Source organism: Nitrospirillum bahiense, assembly GCF_007828025.1.
GTDB classification, from domain to species: Bacteria; Pseudomonadota; Alphaproteobacteria; order Azospirillales; family Azospirillaceae; genus Nitrospirillum; species Nitrospirillum amazonense.
In genome coordinates this window covers 34762-59192 of sequence record NZ_VITO01000034.1, presented here as the reverse complement: position 1 = coordinate 59192, position 24431 = coordinate 34762, and the positions used below count along the sequence as shown (strand labels likewise).

The 24431-nt window shown below is 68.8% G+C and carries 24 protein-coding genes and 1 tRNA gene; 10 read left to right on the top strand and 15 right to left on the bottom strand.

The genetic code is table 11. The features are described from left to right. Nucleotides 1-167: 167 nt before the first annotated feature. The 6 genes from xth to FBZ88_RS29210 all read right to left on the bottom strand — a co-directional run bounded on the left by xth (nucleotide 168) and on the right by FBZ88_RS29210 (nucleotide 7500). Nucleotides 168-962, bottom strand: coding sequence for an exodeoxyribonuclease III (gene xth, locus FBZ88_RS29235; RefSeq protein ID WP_145620506.1), 795 nt, complete (start codon nucleotides 960-962; stop codon nucleotides 168-170). Nucleotides 963-1031: 69 nt separating this feature from the next. Beyond that, nucleotides 1032-1802: a gamma-glutamyl-gamma-aminobutyrate hydrolase family protein gene (locus tag FBZ88_RS29230; protein WP_145620505.1), complete on the bottom strand. Its 771-nt coding sequence runs from the start codon at nucleotides 1800-1802 to the stop codon at nucleotides 1032-1034. Between the two features lie 213 nt (nucleotides 1803-2015). Further along, complete coding sequence (locus FBZ88_RS29225; RefSeq protein ID WP_040844077.1) at nucleotides 2016-2660, bottom strand: LolA family protein; 645 nt, start codon at nucleotides 2658-2660, stop codon at nucleotides 2016-2018. Nucleotides 2661-2777: 117 nt separating this feature from the next. Next, nucleotides 2778-5504 (bottom strand): DNA translocase FtsK, encoded by a 2727-nt coding sequence (locus tag FBZ88_RS29220; protein WP_145620504.1) that lies wholly within the window; start codon nucleotides 5502-5504, stop codon nucleotides 2778-2780. Nucleotides 5505-5655: 151 nt separating this feature from the next. Further along, nucleotides 5656-6954, bottom strand: a complete 1299-nt coding sequence (locus tag FBZ88_RS29215) for an aminotransferase class I/II-fold pyridoxal phosphate-dependent enzyme (RefSeq protein WP_145620502.1) — start codon at nucleotides 6952-6954, stop codon at nucleotides 5656-5658. A gap of 207 nt (nucleotides 6955-7161) precedes the next feature. Then, the gene (locus tag FBZ88_RS29210) at nucleotides 7162-7500 is read right to left on the bottom strand and encodes a P-II family nitrogen regulator (RefSeq protein ID WP_004272636.1); all 339 of its coding nucleotides are present in this window, start codon (nucleotides 7498-7500) and stop codon (nucleotides 7162-7164) included. Nucleotides 7501-7895: 395 nt separating this feature from the next. On the opposite strand from FBZ88_RS29210, the gene FBZ88_RS29205 reads away from it, so the two are divergent. The 4 genes from FBZ88_RS29205 (at nucleotide 7896) to FBZ88_RS29190 (ending at nucleotide 13814) form a co-directional block, all read left to right on the top strand. Next, entirely contained in the window at nucleotides 7896-9146 is a 1251-nt protein-coding gene (locus FBZ88_RS29205) for a UbiH/UbiF/VisC/COQ6 family ubiquinone biosynthesis hydroxylase (protein WP_145620501.1), read from the top strand. Between the two features lie 122 nt (nucleotides 9147-9268). Then, entirely contained in the window at nucleotides 9269-11710 is a 2442-nt protein-coding gene (locus tag FBZ88_RS29200) for a penicillin acylase family protein (RefSeq protein WP_186464657.1), read from the top strand. A 207-nt stretch (nucleotides 11711-11917) separates the two neighbouring features. Beyond that, a complete protein-coding gene (locus FBZ88_RS29195) occupies nucleotides 11918-13042 on the top strand; it encodes a hypothetical protein (RefSeq protein WP_145620499.1) in 1125 nt (374 codons plus the stop codon). Between the two features lie 73 nt (nucleotides 13043-13115). Next, nucleotides 13116-13814 (top strand): RluA family pseudouridine synthase, encoded by a 699-nt coding sequence (locus tag FBZ88_RS29190; RefSeq protein ID WP_145620498.1) that lies wholly within the window; start codon nucleotides 13116-13118, stop codon nucleotides 13812-13814. Nucleotides 13815-13818: 4 nt separating this feature from the next. Here FBZ88_RS29190 and FBZ88_RS29185 read toward each other — a convergent pair whose 3' ends face one another. The 4 genes from FBZ88_RS29185 to FBZ88_RS29170 are packed head-to-tail and all read right to left on the bottom strand — an operon-like array spanning nucleotide 13819 to nucleotide 16409. Next, nucleotides 13819-14115, bottom strand: coding sequence for a putative quinol monooxygenase (locus FBZ88_RS29185; RefSeq protein WP_145620497.1), 297 nt, complete (start codon nucleotides 14113-14115; stop codon nucleotides 13819-13821). A 21-nt stretch (nucleotides 14116-14136) separates the two neighbouring features. Further along, nucleotides 14137-14607: a DUF2269 family protein gene (locus tag FBZ88_RS29180; protein ID WP_145620496.1), complete on the bottom strand. Its 471-nt coding sequence runs from the start codon at nucleotides 14605-14607 to the stop codon at nucleotides 14137-14139. After that, on the bottom strand, nucleotides 14607-15920 hold the full coding sequence (locus FBZ88_RS29175) for an SDR family oxidoreductase (protein WP_211102845.1): 1314 nt from the start codon (nucleotides 15918-15920) through the stop codon (nucleotides 14607-14609). The genes FBZ88_RS29180 and FBZ88_RS29175 overlap by 1 nt, the downstream gene beginning before the upstream one ends. 42 nt (nucleotides 15921-15962) lie before the next feature. Further along, nucleotides 15963-16409, bottom strand: a complete 447-nt coding sequence (locus tag FBZ88_RS29170) for a thiol-disulfide oxidoreductase DCC family protein (protein WP_211098502.1) — start codon at nucleotides 16407-16409, stop codon at nucleotides 15963-15965. A 164-nt stretch (nucleotides 16410-16573) separates the two neighbouring features. Between FBZ88_RS29170 and FBZ88_RS30440 the strand changes: the two genes are divergently transcribed. Together FBZ88_RS30440 and FBZ88_RS29160 are read left to right on the top strand one after the other, a co-directional pair. Continuing rightward, the gene (locus FBZ88_RS30440; protein ID WP_186464656.1) at nucleotides 16574-16804 is read left to right on the top strand and encodes an antitoxin; all 231 of its coding nucleotides are present in this window, start codon (nucleotides 16574-16576) and stop codon (nucleotides 16802-16804) included. A 13-nt stretch (nucleotides 16805-16817) separates the two neighbouring features. Next, on the top strand, nucleotides 16818-17201 hold the full coding sequence (locus FBZ88_RS29160; RefSeq protein WP_246138909.1) for a type II toxin-antitoxin system VapC family toxin: 384 nt from the start codon (nucleotides 16818-16820) through the stop codon (nucleotides 17199-17201). A gap of 84 nt (nucleotides 17202-17285) precedes the next feature. On the opposite strand, the gene FBZ88_RS29155 is transcribed toward FBZ88_RS29160, so the two are convergent. Together FBZ88_RS29155 and FBZ88_RS29150 are read right to left on the bottom strand one after the other, a co-directional pair. Then, nucleotides 17286-18551 carry a PQQ-dependent sugar dehydrogenase gene (locus tag FBZ88_RS29155; RefSeq protein ID WP_145620494.1) on the bottom strand — a complete coding sequence of 422 codons (1266 nt, stop codon included), beginning with the start codon at nucleotides 18549-18551 and terminating at the stop codon, nucleotides 17286-17288. 48 nt (nucleotides 18552-18599) lie between these two features. Further along, complete coding sequence (locus FBZ88_RS29150; protein WP_246138908.1) at nucleotides 18600-18953, bottom strand: winged helix-turn-helix transcriptional regulator; 354 nt, start codon at nucleotides 18951-18953, stop codon at nucleotides 18600-18602. 95 nt (nucleotides 18954-19048) lie between these two features. Here FBZ88_RS29150 and FBZ88_RS29145 point away from each other — a divergent pair, with 95 nt between their 5' ends. Then, nucleotides 19049-19375, top strand: a complete 327-nt coding sequence (locus FBZ88_RS29145; RefSeq protein ID WP_145620493.1) for a nuclear transport factor 2 family protein — start codon at nucleotides 19049-19051, stop codon at nucleotides 19373-19375. Beyond that, complete coding sequence (locus FBZ88_RS29140; protein WP_145620492.1) at nucleotides 19372-20154, top strand: SDR family oxidoreductase; 783 nt, start codon at nucleotides 19372-19374, stop codon at nucleotides 20152-20154. The genes FBZ88_RS29145 and FBZ88_RS29140 overlap by 4 nt, the downstream gene beginning before the upstream one ends. A gap of 4 nt (nucleotides 20155-20158) precedes the next feature. Here FBZ88_RS29140 and FBZ88_RS29135 read toward each other — a convergent pair whose 3' ends face one another. Beyond that, complete coding sequence (locus FBZ88_RS29135; protein WP_145620491.1) at nucleotides 20159-21013, bottom strand: aldo/keto reductase family oxidoreductase; 855 nt, start codon at nucleotides 21011-21013, stop codon at nucleotides 20159-20161. A 101-nt stretch (nucleotides 21014-21114) separates the two neighbouring features. On the opposite strand from FBZ88_RS29135, the gene FBZ88_RS29130 reads away from it, so the two are divergent. Next, entirely contained in the window at nucleotides 21115-22017 is a 903-nt protein-coding gene (locus FBZ88_RS29130; protein WP_145620490.1) for a LysR family transcriptional regulator, read from the top strand. A 61-nt stretch (nucleotides 22018-22078) separates the two neighbouring features. Here FBZ88_RS29130 and FBZ88_RS29125 read toward each other — a convergent pair. Both FBZ88_RS29125 and FBZ88_RS29120 read right to left on the bottom strand, forming a co-directional pair. Next, nucleotides 22079-22170, bottom strand: a tRNA-Ser gene (locus FBZ88_RS29125). Between the two features lie 93 nt (nucleotides 22171-22263). Then, the gene (locus FBZ88_RS29120) at nucleotides 22264-23010 is read right to left on the bottom strand and encodes a YggS family pyridoxal phosphate-dependent enzyme (RefSeq protein WP_145620489.1); all 747 of its coding nucleotides are present in this window, start codon (nucleotides 23008-23010) and stop codon (nucleotides 22264-22266) included. A 198-nt stretch (nucleotides 23011-23208) separates the two neighbouring features. On the opposite strand from FBZ88_RS29120, the gene FBZ88_RS29115 reads away from it, so the two are divergent. Beyond that, a complete protein-coding gene (locus FBZ88_RS29115; RefSeq protein ID WP_186464655.1) occupies nucleotides 23209-24354 on the top strand; it encodes a porin in 1146 nt (381 codons plus the stop codon). Nucleotides 24355-24431: the final 77 nt, after the last annotated feature.

Genomic DNA, 24431 nt, shown 5'->3' with positions numbered 1-24431 from the left:
CGTCGCCAGAAAGCTGCTCACCATCCTCAATGCCATCATCCGGGATCAAAAGCCATGGGACCCCAAAACCGCTTGACCGCAAAGACAGTCGCTCGCTTTCCAGTCCACTTCGTTTCCCGGAAAGCTCCGGCGGACGCAGTCGCGGCCTATGGCCGTTTTATGCCGCCTCAGATATCCAGATCGATCATCACCGGCACATGGTCCGATGGCTTGGGGCCCCAGCCGCGCGCCTCGCGCAGTACGGTATAGCCCAGCAGCCGGGGCACCAGGGTTGGCGTGACCCAGATGTGGTCCAGGCGGCGGCCGCGATCGGACAGGCCCCAGTCGGCGGAGCGGTAGGACCACCAAGTATAGAGCTTCTCCGTGGCCGGCAGGAAATGGCGCACCGCGTCCACCCACTCCCCCGCCCGCATCATGGCGTCCATCTTCTCCACCTCGATGGGGGTGTGGGAGATGACGTTCAGCAGGGCGCGGTGTGACCAGACGTCGTTTTCCAGCGGGGCGATGTTCAGGTCGCCCACCAGGATGCGGGGCTTCTGCCTGTCCTCCAGCGCCTCGCCCCAGGCGATCAGCTCATCCAGGAAGCGCAGCTTGTGCCGGAACTTGTCATTCAGGTCGGGGTCGGGGATGTCGCCGCCGGCGGGGATGTAGAAATTGTGCAACTCGATGCCGCCCGGCAGGTCCGCCTGCACATGGCGGCAGTCCTGCCGCTCGCACCACAGCGTGCCGCCCGTGCCGGACAGGGGCAGGCGGGAGAGGATGGCGACACCGTTATAGCTTTTCATCCCCCGGACATGGGCGTGGACATAGCCCCGGTCCGCCAGCGCCTTCAGGGGGAAGGCGTCGTCGATGACCTTGGTTTCCTGCAGGCAGAGGACGTCGGGGCCGTAGTCGTCGACCAAGCGCAAGACCATGTCCAGGCGCAGCCGCACCGAATTGATGTTCCAGGTGACGATGCGCAAGGCGACCTCTTGAACGACGGGGGGAACACAGGGTGTACCCGTCACTCATGACTGGAACAAGTGCGGAACTCAGGCCTTGCGGGTGGCAGCCCGCATGCGCACGGCGTCGCCGAAGGCCTTGAACAGGGCGACGGAGGCCGGGTCTTCCCAGAAGCGCCACTCGGGGTGCCATTGCACGGCCAGGGCGAAGGTGGCGCCCTCGACCCGCACGGCCTCGATCAGGCCGTCGGGGGCCGTGGCTTCCACCACCAGGCCGGGGGCCAGGCGGTCTATGCCCTGCTGGTGCAGGGAGTTGACGGTCATGCGCTCGCGCCCGGTGATGCGGGCCATCAGGCCATCAGGGGTCAGGTCCACGGCGTGGGCGCCGCCGTACTGCACCTCCAGCGGCTGGCTCTCGTCATCGCGATGGTCCATCAGGCCGGGCACCTCCTGCACCTTCTGGTGCAGGGTGCCGCCCAGGGCCACGTTCAGTTCCTGCAGGCCGCGGCAGATGGCGAACAGGGGGAGGTCGGCGTTCAGCGCCGCGCGGTACAGGGGCAGGGTGGTGGCGTCGCGCGCCAGGTCGTGCAGGGTGCCGGGCTCCGACAGCGGGCCCTGGTAGCGGTCGGGATGCACGTTGCTGGGGCTGCCGGTGAACAGCAGGCCATCCAGGCGGGACACCACCTCCGCCGCGTCGTACCGGTCACCCAGGGCCGGCAGCAGCACGGCCAGGGCGTGGGCGCCGTCCGACACGGCGCGCACATACTTGTCGCCCACGACATGGAAAGGGTGGCGCCCCAGGGTGCGGTAGTCGGCGGAAACACCGACGATGGGCAATCCAGTACGGGGAAGGCTGGTCATCGCTGAACCCTCCTTTGCTTCAGGGCCGCCGGCGCGGCCTTATGCGAATGGCATTTGATCGTGACCGGTCAAATGCCCCCTCACGCGGCGGGCGGACGCATCCGCGTCCTTGCCTCATCCTCGATTTCCAGTCCGCCTTCGGCTTCCCGGAAATATCCGGCGCCCGCAGTCGCGGGCTACAGTGGCACGAACCAACATCCCGTGCCGCTGATGTCAGTCGCGTTCCTTGCGGCGGCTGGGATCGCGGAAATAGAACTGGTTGTCGTCCAGGCTGACACCCGTCTGCGGATCCAGCAGCGCCACCTCGGTGGTGGTCCCCTGGGCATCCAGCACCCGCCACTTCTTCAGGCCGAAGGGCTGCTCCTGGAACATCAGGGTCAGGCGGCCCAGGCCGGGATCCTTGGTCTGGACCAGCGTCACCTCCAGCACGCCGGCGCTGTCGTCCATGGAGGTGACGGTGACGTCACCGGACAGGTGCAGATCGGGCCGCAGGATGAAGTCGGCCATGGTGCTGCCGATGGGGGCGTTCGACTGTTCCTTGGACTCGGCGTCCCAGAAATAGACGAAATGGCCATCGGCCACGATGAAGTTCTTGTTGGGCGGATCATAGTCGATCCGCATCTTGCCCGGCCGCTTCAGCTGGAAAGTGCCGCGCACCAGGCTGCCGTCGGGGTTCACCTGCTGGAACTGCGACTTCAGCGTCTGGATGCCGTTCAGGTAGGTCTCCACCTGCGTCAGCTTGGCCTTGTCCTCATCGGTGAACTGGGTGGGCGGCTTGGCGGCGGCGATCCCGGGAAGGGCCAGGGGAGCGACGGAGGCGAGCGCGATGAGGGCGGCGAGGGCGGTGCGGCGGATCATGGTGCCTTCAGGATAGACCGCGCTTTAAGGCGGAATTTTGGTGGCGATAACAATGTGTTGGAAAATCGGCCCGGAAGGGGCGGGGGCGTACGTCGCGCGTACACCCCAGCCGCCACCTTAGTTCACGCGCTCATGGTCATCGATGTTGCGCGCCAGCACCTCGCGCTTGCCGACATGGTTGGCGCGGCTGACCACGCCCTCCTGCTCCATGCGCTCGATCAGGCGGGCGGCGCTGTTGTAGCCGATGCGCAGGTGGCGCTGGATGAAGCTGGTGCTGGCCTTGCCCTCGCGGCAGACCACGGCCACCGCCTGGTCGTAAAGGTCGTCGCCCGAGCTGCTGTTGCCGCCGGCGCCACCGCCGCCCGACCCGCCATCGTCATCGAAGGGGCTGGCGTCGTCTTCCTCCGTCACCGCATCGACGTAGTTGGGCTCACCCTGGGCCTTCAGGAACTTCACCACGTCCTCCACCTCCTGGTCGCGAACGAAGGGGCCATGGACGCGGGTGATGCGGCCGCCGCCGGCCATGTAGAGCATATCGCCCTGGCCCAGCAGCTGTTCGGCACCCTGTTCGCCCAGGATGGTGCGGCTGTCGATCTTCGAGGTCACCTGGAAGCTGATGCGGGTGGGGAAGTTGGCCTTGATGGTGCCGGTGATGACGTCCACCGAGGGGCGCTGCGTCGCCATGATGATGTGAATGCCGGCGGCGCGGGCCATCTGGGCCAGGCGCTGGATGGCGGCCTCGATGTCCTTGCCGGCCACCAGCATCAGGTCAGCCATCTCGTCGACGATGACGACGATGTAGGGCAGTTCCGTCAGGTCGATGGGCTGGTCCTCGAACACCGGCTTGCCGGTGTCGGGGTCGAAGCCCGTCTGGATGCGGCGGGTCAGCGTCTCGCCGTTCTGGCGCGCTTCGCGCAGGCGCATGTTGTAGCCGTCGATGTTGCGCACACCCAGTTTGGACATGGCGCGGTAGCGGTCCTCCATCTCCCGCACCGTCCACTTCAGGGCCACCACCGCCTTCTTCGGGTCGGTCACCACCGGCGCCAGCAGGTGGGGGATGCCCTCGTAGATGGACAGTTCCAGCATCTTGGGATCCACCATGATGAAGCGGCATTTCTCCGGCGGCAGCCGGTAGAGCAGCGACAGGATCATGGTGTTGATGGCCACCGACTTGCCCGAGCCGGTGGTGCCGGCCACCAGCAGGTGGGGCATGCGGGCGAGATCGGCGATCACCGGCTGGCCGCCGATATCCTTGCCCAGCACCAGGGCCAGCTTGTGCTGGCTGCGGTCGTAGGTCTCCGCCTCCAGCAGTTCGCGCAGGTAGACGGTCTCACGCTTGGCGTTGGGCAGTTCCACGCCGATGACGTTGCGGCCCGGCACGACCGCCACGCGGACGGACACGGCGCTCATGGACCGGGCGATGTCGTCGGCCAGGCCGATGACGCGGGACGATTTGGTGCCCGGCGCCGGTTCCAGTTCATAGAGGGTGACGACGGGGCCGGGGTGGACCTTGCCGATCTCACCCTTCACGCCGAAATCGTCCAGCACGCCCTCCAGCAGCTGGGCGTTCTGGCGCAGGCCTTCCTCGTTCACGCCCGGGCTGCGCACCGACAGGTCGGGCAACTGCAGCAGGTCCACCGGCGGCAGTTCGTATTCGCTGGGCCCATCGGGTTCCAGGTCCAGGCTGGACTGCACCGGCGCCGGCGCCTTGCGCGCGATCTCCACCGGCTTGGCCTTGGGCGGCACCACGGTCGCCAGGGGGCGGCGGGGGGCGGCCTCGCCCTCGACCGCCAGCTCTCCGTCCCGCGGCGGTTCGCGGTCGGCGGGGCGATCCAGCGGCGGGATGGACAGGCTGGGTTCGCGGCGCGTGCCGTCGCCGAAGCCGGGTTCCCGGCGGGGCGACGACGCAGCCCGCTTGGGCGCCGACAGGCCCCTGAGCCTATCGGCCAGGCCGCCCTTGAGACCGCCGGCGATGCCGCTGAGGCCGCCGATGCCGCCCTCCAGCGCGGAGCCGGCGGCGGCGCGCAGGCGCCCGGCCAGGCCGCCGGCGGGGGCGGTCGTTTCCTCCGCATACTCCTCATACGCCTCGTCCTCCGGCTCATAGGCCGGTTCGGGCGCGCGGCGGACGGAGGCGGGTTTGGGCTTCAGGACGGGGCGCCACTGACCGGCGCGACGAACGAGGCCATAGGTGGCGCCCACGGCGGCGAAGGCCTGGTAGAAGGGCACGCCCAGGGCCACGACGATCAGCGCCACGGTGGCGAAGGCCATGACCAGGCCCAGCACCACCGGGCTGCTCCACCCCAGATGGCTGGCGATGAAACGATCGACCAGCGTGACGATGACGCGGCCGGCATTGCCGCCGGCGCCACCACCGAAGGGCGCGGAGATACCGCCCAGCGAGACGCCCGCCAGGGTGATGGCGAACAGGCCGGCGGCGATGCGTCCGGCCCAGAAACTGGGCGGGTCATGGCGCAGGATGCGCACGCCCCAGCCGGCGATGATGACCGCCAGCAGATAGGCGGCCAGGCCAAAGGATTGCACCAGCACGTCGGCGGTGTAGGAGCCGAAGGCCCCCGCCACGTTGTGCACGGCGGTGTGGGGGCCGGCCGTGTTCCAGGAAGGGTCGTTGGGGTCGTAGCTGAACAGGATGGCGGCCAGCGCCAGGGCCAGCAGCACCACACACAGGCCGCCCACCTCGGTGGCGCGGCGCATCAGGAACTGCGAGGCGCCTTCGGGCAGAAGGCTGCCCCGCCGGCGCTTGCCCGGGCCGGTGGGCGCGGGGCCAGAGGACAAGGGATCGCGGTTGCCCCGGGAACCGGGGGTGGAGGCAAGGCGGGTCGTCATGGGCCGTCGCTCGTTCCTGAAAACTTACGGGCGTGAGTCAAATGTCGGAATCGGTGCCGTTGCCCATTCGGGCGGCGGGCCGCTTCCAGGAAGTAAACACGGTATCAGGCAACTTTATGTCAGGCCGAAAACCGGATGCGCCGGGTGCTGGTCATCCCAGCACCCGGGCTATCGTCTCGCAGGCGCGGGCCACCGTTTCGGTGTCGTGCACCAGGGCCACGCGGATATAGGGGTGGCCGGCGTTGCCGCCGTCCGGTTCCGATCGCGTGAAGTACGCGCCGGGCAGTACGCGCAGGCCCGCCTCCCCCCACAGCCGGCGGGTCGCGGCCTCACCGTCGCCCACCTCCAGCCAAAGAAAGAAGCCGCCGGCCGGCCGGTAGAAGCCGTAGCGGCCCTTCAGCGCCGCTTCCGCCGCATCGATCTTCTGGCGGTAGAGGCGCCGGTTCTCCTCCACGTGCGCGTCATCGCCCCACAGCGCGGCGGCCGCGGCCAGCGCCGGCAGGGCGTTGCCAGCCAGGGCGTAGCTGCGCAGGCGGGTGAAGGCCTGGATCAGGGCGGGATCGCCGGCGATGAAGCCAGACCTAAGCCCGGCGGCGCTGGACCGCTTGGACAGGGAGTTGAACACCAGCAGGTTAGCAGTTCCCTGGCCCGCTTGCCCCTGGCCGGCCCCATCGTTTTCCAGGGACAATGCCGCCTCGAACCCGCCGGGGGGCGGGGCCTTGTCCCAGATCTCGGCATAGCATTCGTCCAGGGCCAGGACGAAGCCGTAGGCACGGGCCAGGGTGATGGCCTTCTTCAGGTACGCCAGATCCGCCACCGCCCCCTGCGGGTTGCTGGGCGTGCACAGGTACATCAGCGCCGTGCGGGCCAACAGGTCGGGCGCCAGGGCATCCAGGTCGGGCAGGAAGCCGGTTTCGCGGGTGGCCGGCATGAACACCGGCTCCGCCCCCGCCAGCGCGGCGGCCCCCTCGTACACGGCGTAGAAGGGGTTGGGGATCAGCACCGCGGGCTGGCGACCGTCTTTCCGCTGCGGCGTGGCCAGCAAGGCCACCTGGAACAACGCCTCACGCGTGCCCGTGGCGGGCAAAATGCCCTTATCCACGTCCACGAAGCTGGCCGGCAGGCCATAGCGGCGGCAGAGCCAGCCGTGCACGGCGGCGCGGAAGGGGGCCGTTCCGATGGTAGGCGGATATTTGCCCCAATCGGCCAGGGGGGCCGCGGCCAGCGCCTGCGCCAGCAGGGCCGGCGGTTCGTGCTGCGGCTCGCCGATGGACAGCATCAGCGGGGTGGTGTTGCTGCGCGGCGTCACGTCAGCCAGCAGCGCGGCCAGCCGGGTGAAGGGATAGTCCGACAGCCCGCCCAGGCGGGCGTTCAGGGACGGCCCCACGCTCGGGCCCCCAACAACCGGGTGCGTCGTGACGGAAAGCCGGGGGTCGGCCGCCAGTTCCATGGGAAAAATCGTGTCCGGACATATCGGGAAGATGGCCCGATATTAGCCGCCGGGCCCCGCCCCCACAAGGCCCACAGCGTTTCGGCGTCCCCGACCCCGGCCCGGAAAGCGCCTTAGAATCCGTGGATTTGCCCCTAAATGCTTAGAAACCCGATGAAAAGCGGACCGGGGGCGTCCCCAGGGGCGTCCCATTGCGTCACTGCATATTCATAGGGCGGGCTGGCCCCGCTCGCCCGTGCGGATGCGCACCGCGTCGGCGATTGTCATGACGAAGATTTTGCCGTCGCCGATGCGGCCGGTGTTGGCCGTGGCCTGTATCGCCTCGACCACGCTTTCCATCTGGTCGTCGGGCACCGCCACCTCGATCTTCACCTTGGGCAGGAAGTTCATGGCGTATTCCGCCCCCCGGTAAATCTCCGTCCGGCCCTGCTGCCGGCCACAGCCCCGCACCTCGCTGACCGTCACGCCCAGATGCCCCATGTCCGCCAAGGCCTCACGCACTTCATCCAGCTTGAACGGTTTCAACACCGCCACCACGAGCTTCATCGGCAGTCCTCGAAGGCCGGGGCTCCGGAGAACCCCCGTGTAGGGTAGGCGGCGCCGGTCGGCGGGCCTGTTGGGCGCCCGGTTCTTCAAGAAGCGTGCCGTATTCACAAGATTGTCGCGTCTAACCCGAAAGGGGGTGCGCGTAGAGGGCGGCGGGGCGGTAATCCGCCGTGCCGCCGCCGCTTTTTGACGCACAGCCTGCCAAAGGATGATGCCAAATATGGCTTACCGCCCACCAAGTGGGGGCAATTGCATAAATTATAGGCAATCCAGGCTTGGTTAAAGGGCATGAGCGTGGCACTGGACAAGCGCCGGTGGGCTCGCGATGCTGCGCCCTGGTTTCCCGCGTTCCCCTATTTACTTGCCCCTGCCCCCCTGCCCCTGAGGCATCGCCGATGTCCACCGAAGCGCCCGCGCCCACCGCCGATACCGATCTGATCGCTGACGTCGCCATCGTGGGCGGCGGCCTGGCCGGCCTGTCGCTGGCGGCGGCGTTGGGCACGGCCGGCGTGCGCACGCTGTGCATCGACCGCGATAGCCCGGCCCACCAGCTGGGCGCCACCTTCGACGGCCGCACCACCGCCATTTCCCACGGCAGCAAGAAGATCCTGGAGGGGGCGGGGGTGTGGGCCCACCTGAACGGCGACGCCGGGCCCATCCTAGACATCCGCGTCACCGACCAGAACCGGCCGACCTTCCTGCATTACGACCACCGGGAGGTGGGCGACCAGCCCTTCGGCTACATCGTCGAGAACATCGTGCTGCGCCGGGCGCAGTTCGCCCGCCTGGCGGAGCTGCCGTCCGTCACCCACCTGGCGCCGGTGGAGGTGACGGCCCTCGATCGCGGCCCCACCATGGCCACCATCACCCTGGCGGATGGCCGCCACGTGCGTGCCCGCCTGGTGGTCGGCGCCGATGGGCGGGGCAGCCTGTGCCGCAAGGACGCCGGCATCGCCCTGGTCGGCGGCAGCTATGACCAGACGGCCATCGCCGTGACGGTGGAGCATGAGTTCCCCCACCACGGCGTGGCCGTGGAGATGTTCCTGCCCAGCGGGCCGTTCGCCATGCTGCCCCTGACCGGCAACCGCACCTCCATCGTCTGGTCGGACAAGAGTGCCGCCGTGCCCCACTACATGGGCCTGGACGAGGCGGCCTTCACCGCCGAGCTGCAGGCCCGCATCGGCGACTGGCTGGGGGCGGTGCGGCCCATCGGCGGGCGCTACAGCTTCCCCCTGTCGTGGCAGCACGCCCAGCGCTATATCGACCGGCGCCTGGCGCTGATCAGCGAAACCATCCACGCCATGCACCCCATCGCCGGGCAGGGCCTGAACATGGGCCTGCGCGACCTGGCAGCCCTGGCGGAGGTGATCGTCGATGCCTGGCGCCTGGGCCTGGATGTCGGCGGTGCGGCAACGCTGGAGCGTTACCAGCGCTGGCGCCGCTTCGACAACGTCAGCCTGCTGGGCGTGACCGACGGCCTGACCCGCCTGTTCTCCAACGATATCACCCCCTTGAAGGTGGCCCGTGGCCTAGGCCTGGCGGCGGTCAATTCCGCCCCCCTGATGCCGCTGAAGAAGCTGTTCATGCGCCATGCCATGGGCATCGTCGGCGAGCTGCCGCGCCTGGTGCGGGGGGAGCCGCTGTAAACCCGCGACGCCGTTGGACTTGTTGCCATCGGCCGACACATTGGATGAGAATGCGCCGCCGCCAGGGCGGCGGGCCCCAGCGGCCCTGCATCGAGAACAGGGCCTGAGGCATGGGGACAGGAATGGAAGCGAAGACCGACCGCCGCACCGGGCGCCGGGTTCTGGCATGGCTGGGCGGCATCGCTGGCGTGGTGGTGGTCGGGGTCGCGGGGCTGGGCGGCTGGGTGGCATGGAGCCTGAACGCCAGCCTGCCGCAGCTGGAGGGCACCGCCACCATCCCCGGCCTGAGCGGCCCGGTGACGGTGGAGCGGGATGAGAACGGCGTGCCCACCCTGACGGGCCCCGACCGCGTCAGCCTGATGTACGGCCTGGGCTTCCTGCACGCCCAGGAGCGCTATTTCCAGATGGATTTGATGCGCCGCAGCGCCGCTGGCGAATTGTCCAGCCTCTTCGGCCCGCTGGCCGCCAAGTTCGACACACCGCGCCGCGTGCACCGGTTCCGCGACCGCGCCCATGCCGCCGTGGAACGCTCCAGTCCCGAGCAGCGCGCCATGCTGGCGGCCTACACCGCCGGCGTGAACGCCGGGCTGGATGGCTTGAAGGCCGCCCCCTTCGAGTACGCGCTGCTGCGCCAGCACCCCCAGCCTTGGAGCCTGGAGGACACGCTGCTGGTGGTGGACGCCATGTATTTCGACCTGCAGTCCTCCGATGGATGGGATGAGCGCCGCCTGGAGCTGGCCATGGACCAGCTGGGCCCCCTCATGGCCAACTTCCTGTATCCCAAGGGAACGGAACTGGACGCGCCGCTGGACGGCAGCACCCTGCCCGAACCGCCCATGCCGGCCAGCTACACCCCCGCCATCAAGATGGGCCAGGCGGTGCCGCGGCAGGACGGGACTCCCGACGGCGAGGCCCCTGACAGCGAGGCGATCCCCGGCAGCAACAACTGGGCGGTCAGCGGCGCCCTGACCGGCACCGGCGCCGCCATGGTGGCCAACGACATGCACCTGGGCCTGCGCACACCCAATACCTGGTACCGCGCCCGGCTGGTGGTCAAACCCGCCGGATCGGACACGCCCACCCTGGACCTGGTCGGCGTCACCCTGCCGGGCAACCCGCTGTTGGTGGTGGGCAGCAACAAGCACGTGGCCTGGGGCTACACCGACGCCTATGTCGACACCGGCGACGTGGTCATCCTGGAACCGGTGGATGGCGATCCCGACCGCTATAAGACACCGGACGGGCCGAAGACCCTGGAAAAGCACCGGCAGGTGCTGTGCCCCGCGCCGACCTGCCCCAGCATCACCATTGAGGACAGCGACTGGGGCCCGGTGATCGGCACCGACGCGCAGGGGCGCAAGCTGGCCTATCGCTGGGTGGCCCATGACGTGGGGGCGGAGGTGATGACGGCGGGCGCCGCCCTGGAGCAGGCGGGGTCGGTGGAGGAGGCGGTGTCCATCGCCCACCGCCTGCCCATTCCTAATGAGAACATGATGGTGGTCGACACCAAGGGCAACCTGGCCTGGACCGTGGTGGGCCTGGTGCCCCGCCGCTTCGGCCACGACGGCACCCTGCCGACCAGCTGGGCCGACGGCAAGGCCGGCTGGAACGGCTATCTGTCCCCGGCGGAGGTGCCAGTCATCGCCAATCCCCAGAATGGCCGCCTGTGGACCGCCAACACCCGGGTGGTGGGCGGCGACGCGCTGGCCAAGCTGGGTTTCGGCGATTATGCCCTGGGCGGCCGCGCCGGCCAGATCCGCGACGATCTGCTGGCCAAGGACGCCTTCACAGAAAAGGACCTATTGGCCATCCAGCTGGATGACCGCGCACCCATGCTGGATTTCTGGCAGCGCCTGATGTTGCAGGCCCTGAGTGAACGGGCGAGCGACCAGGCGCTGGCCAACCTGGTGGCGCCGGTGGAAAGCTGGGGCGGCCGCGCCGCCATTCCCTCCGTAGGCTACCGCCTGGTGCGCACCTTCCGCAGCGCTTTGGTTGACCGGTTGTATCAGGCCTACACCGCCCCGATGGCGGGGCCCGCCGGCGATCACGCCAATGACCTGGTCAGCCATCAGGCCGAAGGGCCGGCGCGCCGCCTGCTGACCGCCCGGCCCGCCGGCCTGGTGCCCCCGGGCTACAAGAGCTGGGACGCCCTGATCGACGCCGCGCTGAAGGACGTGCGCGAGCGTATCGCGCAGAATGGCGGCGACATCGCCCATTTCACCTGGGGCGACCGCAACCGCCTTGCCATCCGCCACCCTATTTCGAACATCCAGCCGCTGCTCAGCCCCTATCTCGACCCGCCAGGGGAACCGGTGGCCGGCGACCTGTACCAGCCGCGCGTGACCGCCCCCAGCTTCGGCGCCTCCGAACGCCTGGTGGTGTCGCCGGGGCACGAAGACACGGGCCTGTTCCACATGCCCACTGGCCAGAGCGGCCACCCCCGTTCCCCCTATTACAACAAGGGCCATGAGGACTGGGTGCAGGGCCGCGCCACGCCGCTGCTGCCGGGTGCGACCCGCTGGCGCATGACGCTCGAGCCCGCGAAGGGGGCACCGGCGCCCTGACGCCAAATGCATGATTGCGTTGCTGTCAGTGCGATCATGCATTCGGCAATTCCTGCCTGCTTTTCGCAAGGAAGCCGGCAGGGTTTGCCCGAGTGGGCTTTCATCAAATTCGCCGATGACGCATTAGTGCATTGATTCTGCTGTGATCAATGCCTGGCCCGCCCCGTGCTTAGGAAACCCCGGCTTCATTTGCGGGGTGCCTGCATCATGGATGGTGGCGTTGTTTCCGGCCTGAACTCGACCGACCCCGTGTCCAGCGGCCTTGGGCTGGAGACGGAGGCGCACACCGGCTCCTTCGCCCGGGCGTACCAGGAGGCGCACGCCGCCGCCGGCATCCAGCGCCTGGCGGTGACGCCGGTGCTGGAGATGATGGACATGGCCGGCGACCCGGACGCGCTGGACGCCTACCTGGCCCGCGCCCATGCCGACCTGCCCCTCAGCAGCGACAATGTCGACCGGCTGAAGGGCAACATGCACCTGGTTTTCCTGTTCCGTGACTTCCGCCGCCCCCTGGCCCGCGCCATGGAGCGGATGAAGGACACCGGCTCCGGACCCTTCGCCGCGCTGCCCACGTGGATGAGCGCGCATCATCGTTTCGGCCTGCTGCGCACCGCCGGCTGCCTGGGCCTGAACAAGGAACTGGACGACTGGATCGCCGATTTGGAGGCGCGCGGCGCACCCGAGGCCCCCATCGCCTGCCCCTTCGGCCGCATGGCCCGCGCCGCCCGCCGCTTCTTCGCCGGATCCGCCCTGTACAAACGCGCCGACCATTCGGTGCTGAGCATCGCCAAGACCGGCAGCAACACCGCCCTGCATGTGTGCTGGAGCCTGGTGGAGGCCGCCTATTACCTGGGTGTGGACCTGCCGCCGGCGGAATGGCGCGCCATGCTGTGGCGCTCGCGCAAGGAAATCGCCACCCTGGCCTCGGGCAGCCTGGGCATGATCGTCACCTTCCTGGAGGCGGCCCACCTGCATCCCCATGGCGACTCCGCCGTGAACCCCACCACGCATGAGGGGTCGCCCTTCCGCCTGGTGGGCGAGGGGGCGGACCGGCGCCTGGACCTGCGGCTGGACGGCATCACTCCCATGACCACCGGCCACGACCGACTGTTCACCGGCTGCCCGGCCTTCCATGTCGGCGGCATGATCGACACCTATCTCAGCTGGGTGCTGGACATCGCCATCCACCACGGCCTGAACCGCCAGCCGGCCGCCGCCCCGGTCCTGGGCAGCATGCTGGGCGCCACGGTTTCTCCGCTGGGTCCTGTCCCCCTGGGCGCCGGCCGCGCCATGGTGCAGCAGGTGGCGGCGGGCCCGGCGCGCGACCCCTGACCTTGATTGGCGGGTCCTGACGGGGTAAGGCCTGGGGCGAGCGCCGCGCTGCGCCCTGAAGGACTCTATCGCCATGAAGCCAGAAGACATCCAGGCCCGCGTGCTGTACCGCGACGCGCTGATGCTGATCATCGACAAGCCGGCCGGCCTGCCCGTACACGCCGGCCCTGGTGGCGGCGACAACCTGGAACGCCATTTCGACGCCCTGCGCTTCGGCCTGCCGCGCGCACCCACCCTGGCCCATCGCCTGGACCGCGACACCAGCGGCTGCCTGATCCTGGGCCGGCATCCCAAGGCGCTGCGCAAGCTGGGCAAGCTGTTCCAGGAGGGGCGCGTATCCAAGACCTATTGGGCGGTGGTGGCGGGGTCGCCCCCGGCGGAGGAGGGCCATATCGAGGCCAGCCTGTTCAAACGCACCAACAAGAACGGCTGGAAGATGGAGGTGGTGCCCGACGGCACACCAGACAGCCAGGCCAGCGTCACCGATTATCGGGTGCGCGGCCGCGCGGAGACGCCGGACGGCCCCATCACCTGGGTGGAGCTGTACCCCCGCACCGGCCGCACCCACCAGATCCGCGTGCACATGGCCCATGTCGGCTGTCCCCTGCTGGGCGACCCGGCCTATGGCGGGCCCGGCGGCCAGCCGCTGCATCTGCATTCCCGCGGAATCACACTGCCGCTTTACCCCAGCCGCGACCCGGTGGGTGCCGAGGCCCCCGTGCCGGCCCATCTGCGCGCGGCGCTGAAACGCTGCGGCTGGACGGGGGAGTAGAGCCTCAGAGCCATAGCGGATCGATGGGGAAACGGGTGCGGACGATCTTGCCTTCCGGCTGGGCCAGCATCCAGGTGCGCCAAGCCTGGAAATAGGCGCCGGCGTAATGGGCGTCCAGGGCGGCCTGATCCTCGAACACCTCCCACACGTAATAGACGCCGGGTTCGTCCTTGGCCGCTGCGAAGTCGAAACGGCGGCAGCCCGGCTCCAGCCGCGTCTGCTCGACATTGACCTGCTGCAGGGCCAGCGCCTGCGCCCGCAGTTCGGGGGCGACTTCCAGGCGGATCAGCTGGGCGATCATAACGGGGTCCTTTGAGTGGGGTCAGAATGTGGGCTTGGTGACCATCAGCCAGATGATGCCCAGCATGGCGAAGAAGGCAGGAAAGCCGAAGACGAACCAGACCCGGAACAGGCGGAAATAGGCGGGCGGCAAGGGCCGGCCCGCGCGTGCCGCCACCCGCGCCAGATCGCGCAGGCGGATCTGTATCCACACCACCGGCAGCCAGAAGGCGCCGGTGACGCCGTACAGGATCAGGCTGAGCCCGATCCAGCCGCTGAATATCGGGAATCCGGCCAGATGGGCCAGCGTACCGCCGGTCAGCGGCTGCGCCACCACGGCGGATGCCGTGAAGACCGTGTCGGCCACCACCACGATGTGGGTGGTATGGGCGATCAGGGCGGGGTCGCGCGTACGGTGGGCCATCAGCATGAAGAAGGCGATGCCGGCGCCGGTGCCGAACAGCACGGCAGCGCCGATGATGTGGGCCACCTTCACCAGGGTGTAGAGATCCATCAGCGTTCGTCCAGCAGGGCCAAGGCGGCCAGCGCCAGCATCGCCGCCGGCAGGGTCTTGAGAAAGGGCCCCATGGGGTCCAGCCACAGATCCGGCCGCCACACCGTGCCGCCCACCATGTACGCGCCCGACACCGCGACCATGCCCAGAAGGGCCGCCTTGGCCCGCCGACGGAAGACGACGCCCACACCCAGAGCCAAGTCGATGGCCGACCCCAGCAGCACGAACAAGGTAGCCGGCATCTGCGCCATGCCGACCATTGTCAGAACGGCGGTGGCCTCCGGCCCGCGGCAGAAGCCGATCACGCCCGAAAGAGTCCAAAAAAGCGCCAGCATTGCCAGCATCGCTGGCTTCAAGAAATAACTTTTGGCGAACCAGCGCTCCTGCACGCCGGCCGGGTAGGCCGCCAACATGTCCACCAGCGACAGGGGCCTGATCGCCAATTCGCGTTCCATCGCCCGGCCGTCGCCGGCAATGCCGCCGCGCAGCTGGTCCAGCGTGGCGGTGCGCAAGGGGCTGCGCCAACCGGCCCAGGCCAGGGCGTCCGCCCCCCTGGCGGCCAACCGGGCGATGCCCGCCGGCACATGCCACAAGGGGGCGGGCGGCAGGCCCAGCCAGCACCGCAGGGAGAGCACCACATCGGCCAGGGTTACAGCGTCGTCATGCACCAGATCGATGGAGCGGCCCGGCGCCGCATCGGGCAGCACCGCCTTGGCCACCGCCAAGGCCACGTCGGTCGCGGCCACCACCTGCACGGTGGCACCGGCATGGACCACGGGCAGCACGCCGGGAAGGGCGGCCAAGCCGCGCAGCAGGGCGCTGCCGCCATAGGCCGCCGGCGCCAGGACCAGGCCGGGCCGCAGGATGATCCAATCCAGACCGCTGGCGCGCAGCAGCGTCTCGGTTGCCAGCTTGGTGTCGTTGAAGCGGTCGCCCTGGGCGCCCAGGCCACGATCGGCGACGACCCCCGCGGCGGAAATGTGGACCAGGCGCCGTACGCCGCCCTGTATGCACGCCGCCGCCAGGCGGGCAACCCCATCGCGGTGCACCGCCGCCAGGTCGTCGCGCGGGCCGTCCTGCAAGGCGCCGGCGCAGTTCACCACCGCCTGGACATCCGACAGCAGGGGGCGCCAGTCTTCCACCGCTGCCGCAGCCATGTCGAGGCGCGCCCAGCGCACCTGAGGCATCGATCGCGCCGCAGCCGCGACATCACGGCCAACGCCGGTGACGGCGTGCCCCTCGGCCAGCAGCCGCGCCACCACATAACCGCCGATCAGCCCATAGGCCCCGATGACCAGGACGCGCATCCCCATTCCCCCCGACGATCCAGTCCCCTGTCAGAGGCCCGTCCCCTATCAGAGGATGAACCGGTCCCGCTGTTCCGGGGTGGGAAGGTAGCAGACCTCCCGTTTGCCGAACCAGCGCAAGCGGTTACGGGCGACGATCGCATACAGCGCGTCCCGCAGGCGCCGGGGCAGCAGCCGGCCGGCCGCCATCAGCGACCAGGGAAATCCCAGGAGCTCGAACACACGGATGGAACTGTCGGACTTCACCCGCACCAGGCCGTCCTCCAGCACCAGGTTGGTCTGATAATCCACCGGATCCAGGCCGTAGTGCCGGTACAGGGCCGCGCCCACCGGCGTCTGCGCCGCCATCAGGCGAAGGCGCCCGCCCCGATCATGGCGCATGACGAACTGGGCGAAGCCGGAGCAGAGGACGCAATGGCCGTCGAAAATGATGATGGGCCTGTCATCCGGAAACGCCGGCACCGAGGGGTCATCACGATAGCTGTACGCGGCCATGGGCATCGTTCCAGTCGGGTTCGGTATGGGAAAAGGATAACCGAAGCGCCGCCGCCTGGGGTCGCGTCCTAGCCTGGGCCGCAATGTATATACGCGGATTGACATACCATATACCGAGGATCAGACTTTCTGCTCCGCTTCAGATCCGCTCGGGACGAAAGCCCATGGCCATCACCCGTATCTTCAAATCCGGCAACAGCCAAGCCGTCCGCATTCCAGCCGAATTGGCCTATCCGGATCTAGGGATGGAGTTGCACATCACGCGCGTCGGCGACGTCATTACCATCTTCCCGGCGCGGCAAAATCTGAAAGAAGCCGTCGCCATGCTGCAGGCCATGCCCAAGCCACCCGCAATCGAGGTGCGGGAGGCTCCTGAGCTGCCTGAGCGGGATTAAGTCGTTGGCTTATATGATAGATACCAATATCGCGATCCATGCACGGGATGGCGGGGAAACGGTGTTGAACCGGTTGGCGGAGCATGACGGCGGCATCCTGCTTTCAGCACTTAGCCTCGCAGAGCTGCAACGGGGCCTTTATAAAGATCCGGTCCATACCGGCCTGCGCCTGGCCCGCCTGAACGTCCTTCTGCCTCATATTCCAGTATTGCCCTTCGATGCCGCAGCTGCGGAAGCCTATGGCCGCATCATCGCCCTGTGCGGCTGGGTCAAAGGACGCGACTACGACCGAATGATCGCGGCCCACGCCCTTAGTGTCGGCGCCATACTGGTGACCAACAACCAAGCTGATTTCAACGACATACCCGGATTGACGCTGGAAGACTGGACGGTCTAGGCGCCAACGTCGCGGCCAGGCGGTCCAGATCTTCCGGCGCCAGCACGGCGGGGTGCCGTTCGGCACCGTCGCGGGCGAAGGTCATCACGGCGTCTTGCTTCCTTTCGCCAGGCGCAACAGCGTGCCGTTGTGATCCTCCGTCACCAGCACGCTGCCGTCGGGCAGGCGGGCCAAGGATACGGGCGCGCCCTGGGGATGGTCGCCGGTGACGGCATCCCATCCCGAGATCACATCCGTGAGCGCGCCGGTGGGACGGCCCTGGGCATCGACGGGCAGGGCCACCACGCGATGGCCGGTATCGCGATAGCCGTGCAGGGTCATCAGCAGGGTGCCGGCCAGGCCGGGCAGCGGGCCGTCGGCATAAGGCAACAGGCTCAAGGGCGCCGCATGGGGCGGCAGCAGCAGGGTGGGCGCCTGCTTGGCCTTGCAGTCCGCATCCTTGTAACGGCTGCGATATTCTGGGCTGGGCACGCCCTGGTCATAGCAATAGGGCCAGCCGTAATCGGCGCCCTGCTTGAGGATCAGGTAGAGATCGTGTGGCGCATCCTCATCCGCCAAGGCCGGGTCGGCGTCGGAGATGTTGTCGCGGGCGTTGGTGGCGGTCACCACCTGGTTGCCCGCCAGCACCGCCAGCGCCACGGCGTTGCGCAGGCCCCGGGCATAAGGCTGCAGACCGGCGACGTTCACGGGTGTCGCACCGGGCGTCACATGCAGGATGACGCCCCGGGGGGTGGCGCCCACGGTTTCAGGGCAGGGGATGTCGGCGCGGGGCGGCGTGTCATCGCCCTTCTTGCCACCCGGGGCTTCGCAATGGTCGGTGCCGGAGCCCACATTGACGAACAGCGACCCGTCCGGCGCCACCGCCAGCGCCGCCAGGGGGTGCAGCCCTTCCTTGGGCAGGCCCGTGACCACGTCGCGCAGGCTGGCCGCCACTTCGGCGGCATTGGGATCCAGGCTGACGATGCGGCCCAGCACGCTCATGTACAGGCGCCCCCCGGGCGCCGGCGCCAGTGCGTGCGGCTCATCCAGGCCGGTCAGCAGCACCTCGGGGGCCGCCCGGCCGCCATCCTTCAGGCGCAGCAGCCGGCCATGGTTGTGGCGCCAGCCTCCCCCCAGGTCGATGACATAGACATCGGTGCCCAGCACCGCCACGCCCCGGGTGAAGCCCAGCTGGCTGGCGACCAGGCCCACGCACAGGCCCGGCGCCGTCTTCAGGTTCACCGCCGGAAAGCCGTCGCACTGGCCCTGGGTGGTGTAGCCGACGTGCACCCGCGCCGTGGCCGGCAGGGATGCCGCCAGCAGGGCCAAGCCCAGCACTCGACCAAGCTTGCGGATACGCCTGACGGGCATCGCGTCCTCCCCCTGTGATCTGTCGGTAAAGACTATAGGCGGGCGGGATCAATCGGCCAGCGGCGGGCGCCGTTCCGCCCAGGCCAGCAGGGCGTCCAGCGCCGGGCACAGGGCCTGGCCCCAGTCCGTCAGGCCGTATTCAACCTTGGGCGGCACCTGGTGATGGACGATGCGGCGCACAATGCCGTCCCCCTCCATCTGGCGCAGCTGCTGGATCAGCATTTTCTGCGAGATGTCCGGAAGCGCGCGCTCCAGGTCCGAGAAGCGCCGCAATTGGCCGCCGAACAGGTGGAACAGGATCAGCAGCTTCCACCGTCCCTCCAGCATGCGGAAGGCCTGTTCCACACCCTTGGCCGCCGTGGCGGCGGTATGGTCGGGGCTGCTGAGACGATGACTTACCAAAAGGTGAGTACCTTACTTTTTTGTCGGTTCTTGTCCTTTTATCAGTCTATGGACACCTTCCTTTCAGCGCAACCAAGCTGAAGGAGGGGAACGCCATGTCCCTGACCCTGCCACCCCCCATTGCCGCCTATTTCGCGGCGGACAAGGCCGACGGCGACGCCGTGGCGGCCTGCTTCACCGACCAGGCGGTGGTGAAGGACGAGGGCCATGCCCATCACGGCCCCGCCGCCATTGCCGCGTGGAAGACGGCCACGTCGGCCAAATACATCTACACCAGCACACCCGTTGCCGTGGACCAGGCCGATGGGCGGGTGGTCGTCACCAGCCACGTCGCCGGCAATTTCCCCGGCAGCCCCATAACCCTGCGCTACGCCTTCGCCCTTGAGAGCGACAAGATCAGCGGCCTGGAGATCACGCCATGAGTTTCGATCTGGGATTGGCCGGCCGCCGCGCGCTGGTCACTGGCGGCACCAAGGGCGTGGGCGCCGCCGTCGTCGCCACCCTGCGGGACAACGGCGCCCACGTACTGACCACCGCCCGCACCGTGCCCGAGACACCGGAGGGGGGCGTGCTGTACGTCGCGGCCGACATCACCACGGCGCAGGGTTGCGCCACAGTGGCCCAGGCCGCGCTCGACCGGCTGGGCGGCGTGGACATCCTGGTCAATGTCGTGGGCGGGTCGACGGCGCCGGGCGGCGGCTTCGCCGCCCTGGACGACGACATCTGGATGAGGGAGTTGAACCTGAACCTCATGGCCGCCGTGCGCCTGGACAGGGCGCTGCTGCCCGGCATGATCGCGCGGGGCGGGGGCGTCATCATCCACGTGACCTCCATCCAGCATGAGTTGCCCCTGCCGGAATCGACCACGGCCTACGCCGCCGCCAAGGCCGCCCTGTCGACCTACAGCAAGAGCCTGTCGAAGGAGGTGACGCCCAAGGGCGTGCGCGTGGTGCGCGTCTCCCCCGGCTGGGTGGAGACGGAGGCCGCCGTGGCCCTGGCCGAGCGCCTGGCCCGGGACGCAGGCACGGATTACGAGGGCGGCAAGGCCATCATCATGAAGGCACTGGGCGGCATTCCCCTGGGCCGCCCGAACAAGCCACAGGAGGTGGCCGACCTGATCACCTTCCTTGCCTCAAGCCGTGCCGCCGCGATCAGCGGCACGGAACACGTCATCGATGGCGGCACAGTGCCGACCGCCTGAGGCATCAGCCGGCAATGGCGTCCAACTCGGCCATCACCTCGTCCGTCAGCCGCAGCTCGGCCGCAGCCAGATTCTGCCGCAGATGAGCGACGGAGGAGGTGCCGGGGATCAGCAGGATGTTGGGCGAGCGGTGCTGCAACCAGGCCAGGGCCACCTGCATCGGCGTGGCGCCCAGACGGGCCGCCACGTCGGACAGGGCGGAAGACTGCAGCGGGCTGAAGCCACCCAGCGGGAAGAACGGCACATAGGCGGTGCCGTCGCGGGCCAGGTCGTCGATCAGGGCGTCGTCGGCGCGGTGGACCAGGTTGTAAAGGTTCTGCACACAGGCGATGCGGCAGATGCGCCGGCCTTCCGCGACCTGGGCCGCCGTCACGTTGCTGAGCCCGATGTGGCGGATCAAGCCCTGGGCCTGCAACTCGGCCAGCACCGTCAGGGGCGCCTCGATGGAACCCTCGGCGGGACCGTGCACGTCGAACATGGCGCGGAAATTCACCACCTCCAGCACGTCCAGGCCCAGGTTGCGCAGGTTGTCATGCACCGCCTGGACCAGCTGTTCGCGCGAGAAGGCGGGGTTCCACGAGGCGTCGGTCCCGCGCAGGGCGCCGACCTTGGTCACGATCACCAGGTCGTCGGCGTAGGGGTGCAGTGCCTCGCGGATCAGCTGGTTGGTGACATGGGGGCCGTAGAAGTCGCTGGTGTCGATATGGTTGACGCCGGCGGCCACGGCGGCGCGCAGCACGGCCAGCGCCGCATCGCGGTCCTTGGGCGGACCGAACACGCCGGGCCCAGCCAACTGCATGGCGCCGTAGCCCAGGCGGTTCACGGCGCGGGTACCGAGGATATAGGTGCTGTTGCTCATGATCGGCATCCTGATTGAGGTGAAGATGCCGTAGAGATAGGCACCGCTTGCCTGTACGATAATCTGGCACAGTCAGAACGGGCCGTTCGGAAAAGCGAACAATGAAAGTCGATCTCGGTGACCTGAACGCCTTCGTCACGGTGGCGCGCGCCCGCGGCTTCCGCGACGGTGCGCGGGCTACCGGCGCCAGCGCTTCCGGCCTCAGCGAGGCGGTCAGCCGGTTGGAGGCGCAACTGGGCGTGCGGCTGCTGAACCGCACGACGCGCAGTGTGGCACCCACCGAAGCAGGACAGCGCCTGCTGGAACGGCTGGGTCCCGCCCTGACCGAGGTGGAAACGGCGCTGGACGTGGTAAACAGCTTCCGCGGCCGGCCGGCCGGCACCCTGCGCCTGAACGTGCCCATCAGCGCCGTGCGGCTGGTGCTGCCCGCCATCGTGCCAGGCTTCCTGGCCGCCTATCCCGACATCGAGCTGGAGGTGATCGCGGAGGAGACCTTCGTCGACGTGCTGGCGGCCGGCTGCGACGCCGGCATCCGCTATGGCGAGCGGTTGGAGCAGGACATGATCGCGGTGCCCATAGGGCCGCGCGTGCAGCGCTTCGCCACCGCCGCGTCCCCCGCCTACCTCGACCGCCATGGGCGGCCGGACCATCCGCGCGACTTGTTGAACCACGCCTGCCTGCGTGGCCGCTTCACCCAAGGGCCCGCGCCGCTGTGGGAGTTCGAGCGGGAGGGGGAGACGGTGCACGTCGATCCCAAAGGCCCCCTACTGGTCAGTATGGGCACGGCCACGGATTTGGCCGTTGACGCCGCCGTTGCCGGGGCCGGCATCATCATGCTGTTCGAGGATTGGCTGCGCCCGCATCTGGACAGCGGCGCCCTGGAACCGGTGCTTGAGCCCTGGTGGCTGAGCTTTCCCGGACCCTTCCTGTATTATCCGGGCCGCCGCCTGGTGCCGGCGCCCCTGCGCGCCTTCATCGACTTCATCAAGGAGCCGATGGAGTAGAGACCACCATTACCGGCCTCGGGCAGGCCGGCATGGTCAAGGTCGAATTTTACAGGGAAAATGGCGGAGGGGATGGGATTCGAACCCACGATACGGTTTTGGCCGTATACCCGCTTTCCAGGCGAGCGCCTTCAACCACTCGGCCACCCCTCCGTCCGGAATGGGGCGGGACCATATAGAGACACGCGCCCCTCGGCAAGTGCCTTTTCATACCATCCCGCGCAAGGCTGATTTTCCCGGGATGGCTCAGCCTTCGCCCGCTTCGGCCCCTTCCTGGACCGGCTTCACCCGCTCCCCGAACAGGGCGGTGCCGACGCGTACCTGGGTGGCACCCATGCGCACCGCCAGGTCGTAATCGCCGCTCATGCCCATCGAGATCTCGGGCAGGCCGGCCTTGCGCGCCAGGTCGGCCAAGAGCGCGAAGTGCATGGCCGGCTCTTCCTCCGCCGGCGGGATGGCCATCAGGCCGGCGATCTCCAGCCCGTGGGCGTCGCGGCAGGCGGCCAGGAAGGCGGGCACGTCGGCGGGGGCGATGCCGGCCTTCTGCGGCTCCTCGCCCGTGTTCACCTCCACCAGCAGGCGGGGCAGGCGGCCCTGGCGCTTGCCCTCGGCGGCCAGGGCCTCGGCCAGGCGCTCGCGATCCACGGTCTGGATGACGTCGAACAGGGCCACGGCATCCTTCACCTTGTTGGTCTGCAGCGGGCCGATCAGGTGCAGTTCCACGTCGGGGTACTCGGCCTTGAGGTCGGTCCACTTGGCCTTGGCCTCCTGCACCCGGTTTTCGCCGAATACCCGCTGGCCGGCCTCAAGTGCCGCCCGGATCTTCTCCACCGGCTGCACCTTGGACACGGCCACCAGGCTGATGGTGGCCGGATCGCGGCCCACGCCGCGGGCGGCACCGTCGATGACGCCGCGCACGGTGGCGAGGCGGGTGGCGACGTCGGCATCCACGGGCGGGGCGGGCGGGGCGGGGGGCTTGCTGGCGCGGGTCATGATGGGGCCACGGTTGTGTATGGGCGGTTGTGCGCGGACGGGATCAACGGTAAAGCGTGCCCAGGCATGATCCGGGGGGCCGGTCGGGCCCGGGCACGCGCGACTTTCCTGCGCCGCGCCGGCCAAGGCAAGGCTCCCGTGTCGGCAATCGTCGCCTATATCACTTGTCCCGCCGCATTCAGGACACGGAAGCCATCGATGACCCGCCGCATCCCCGTCGCCCTCGGCATCCCCCTTGGCATCCCCCTCTGCGCCGCCGTCGCCCTGCTGACGCCCTTGCACGCGGCCCGGGCCGAGGTCGACTACCACCTGTCGGGCGTTGCCCAGGGTGGAGTGGTGGGCACCGACCGGCCAGCGGCGGGCGACGGCCATTGGGACGCGGTCGGCGCCTATGCCGTCACCGGCAGCGTGGAGACGGTGACCGACAGCGGCGTCATCTATGGCGCGCTGCTGCGCGTCGGCTCCGGCAACACCGGGCGCAGCACGGACCGGCCGGGGAACGCCGACCGCCAGGGCATCGGCATCGACCAGGCCTACGTCTATGCCTCCGGCGGCTGGGGCAAGGTGCGCCTGGGCCAGAGCTGGGGCGCATCGGAGCGGGCGACGGACCTGTTGCCCCTGCTGGTGGGCGGGGAGATGGACGGCTTCTGGACGCAGAGCGCCCGGGTTCGGCCGCCGGGCATGGCCCTGGGCCGCGCCTATGCCGGGCGCGACAGCGACGATGCCGCCAAGGTCGATTACGAGACCCCGCGTCTGTTCGGCCTTAAGGCCGGCGTCTCCTTCGCGCCGGAACGCCGGGCCTTCGGCCAGGACATCGTGGCGCCGTACGCCATCCCGGCGGAGACGAACTTCTGGGAAGGGGCGGTCAACTACCGTGGCGATTGGGGCCCCACCCAGTATGAGGTGGGCGTGGCCTATAACCACGCCAACGCCGCCCACAGTTGGCTGGAGGACACCTCAACCGTCACCCTGGCCGGCGGCCTGACCTATGGCGGCTTCACCGTCGGCGCCGTGCTGTTCGACGACGGCGACAGCGGCCTGCCGCACGACCGCCCAGCCAACGCGCCGGGTGAGACCCGGGGCGCCACCCTGCAGGGCACCTATGAGAATGGCCCCTATGGCCTGACCCTGTTCTGGCACGGCAGCGAGACCGAGAACTGGACCACCTATCGCGCCTATGGCCTGGGCCTGTCGTGGAAGGTGCGGCGTGACACCACCCTGGGCCTGGACCTCATCCATTGGACGGCGGACCTGGAAAGCGGCAACCAGAGCGCGATGGCGGGCCAGTCCAGCCCCCGCCCGACAGGTAACGTGGCCACCGCCGTGGTAGAATTCCGTTTCTAGGTTTTCGTCCACCGCCACCAGTCCTGCCGCGCGCCGATGTTACACTTGGCCGCCCCGTTTGGCCGGCCTTGCGTCCC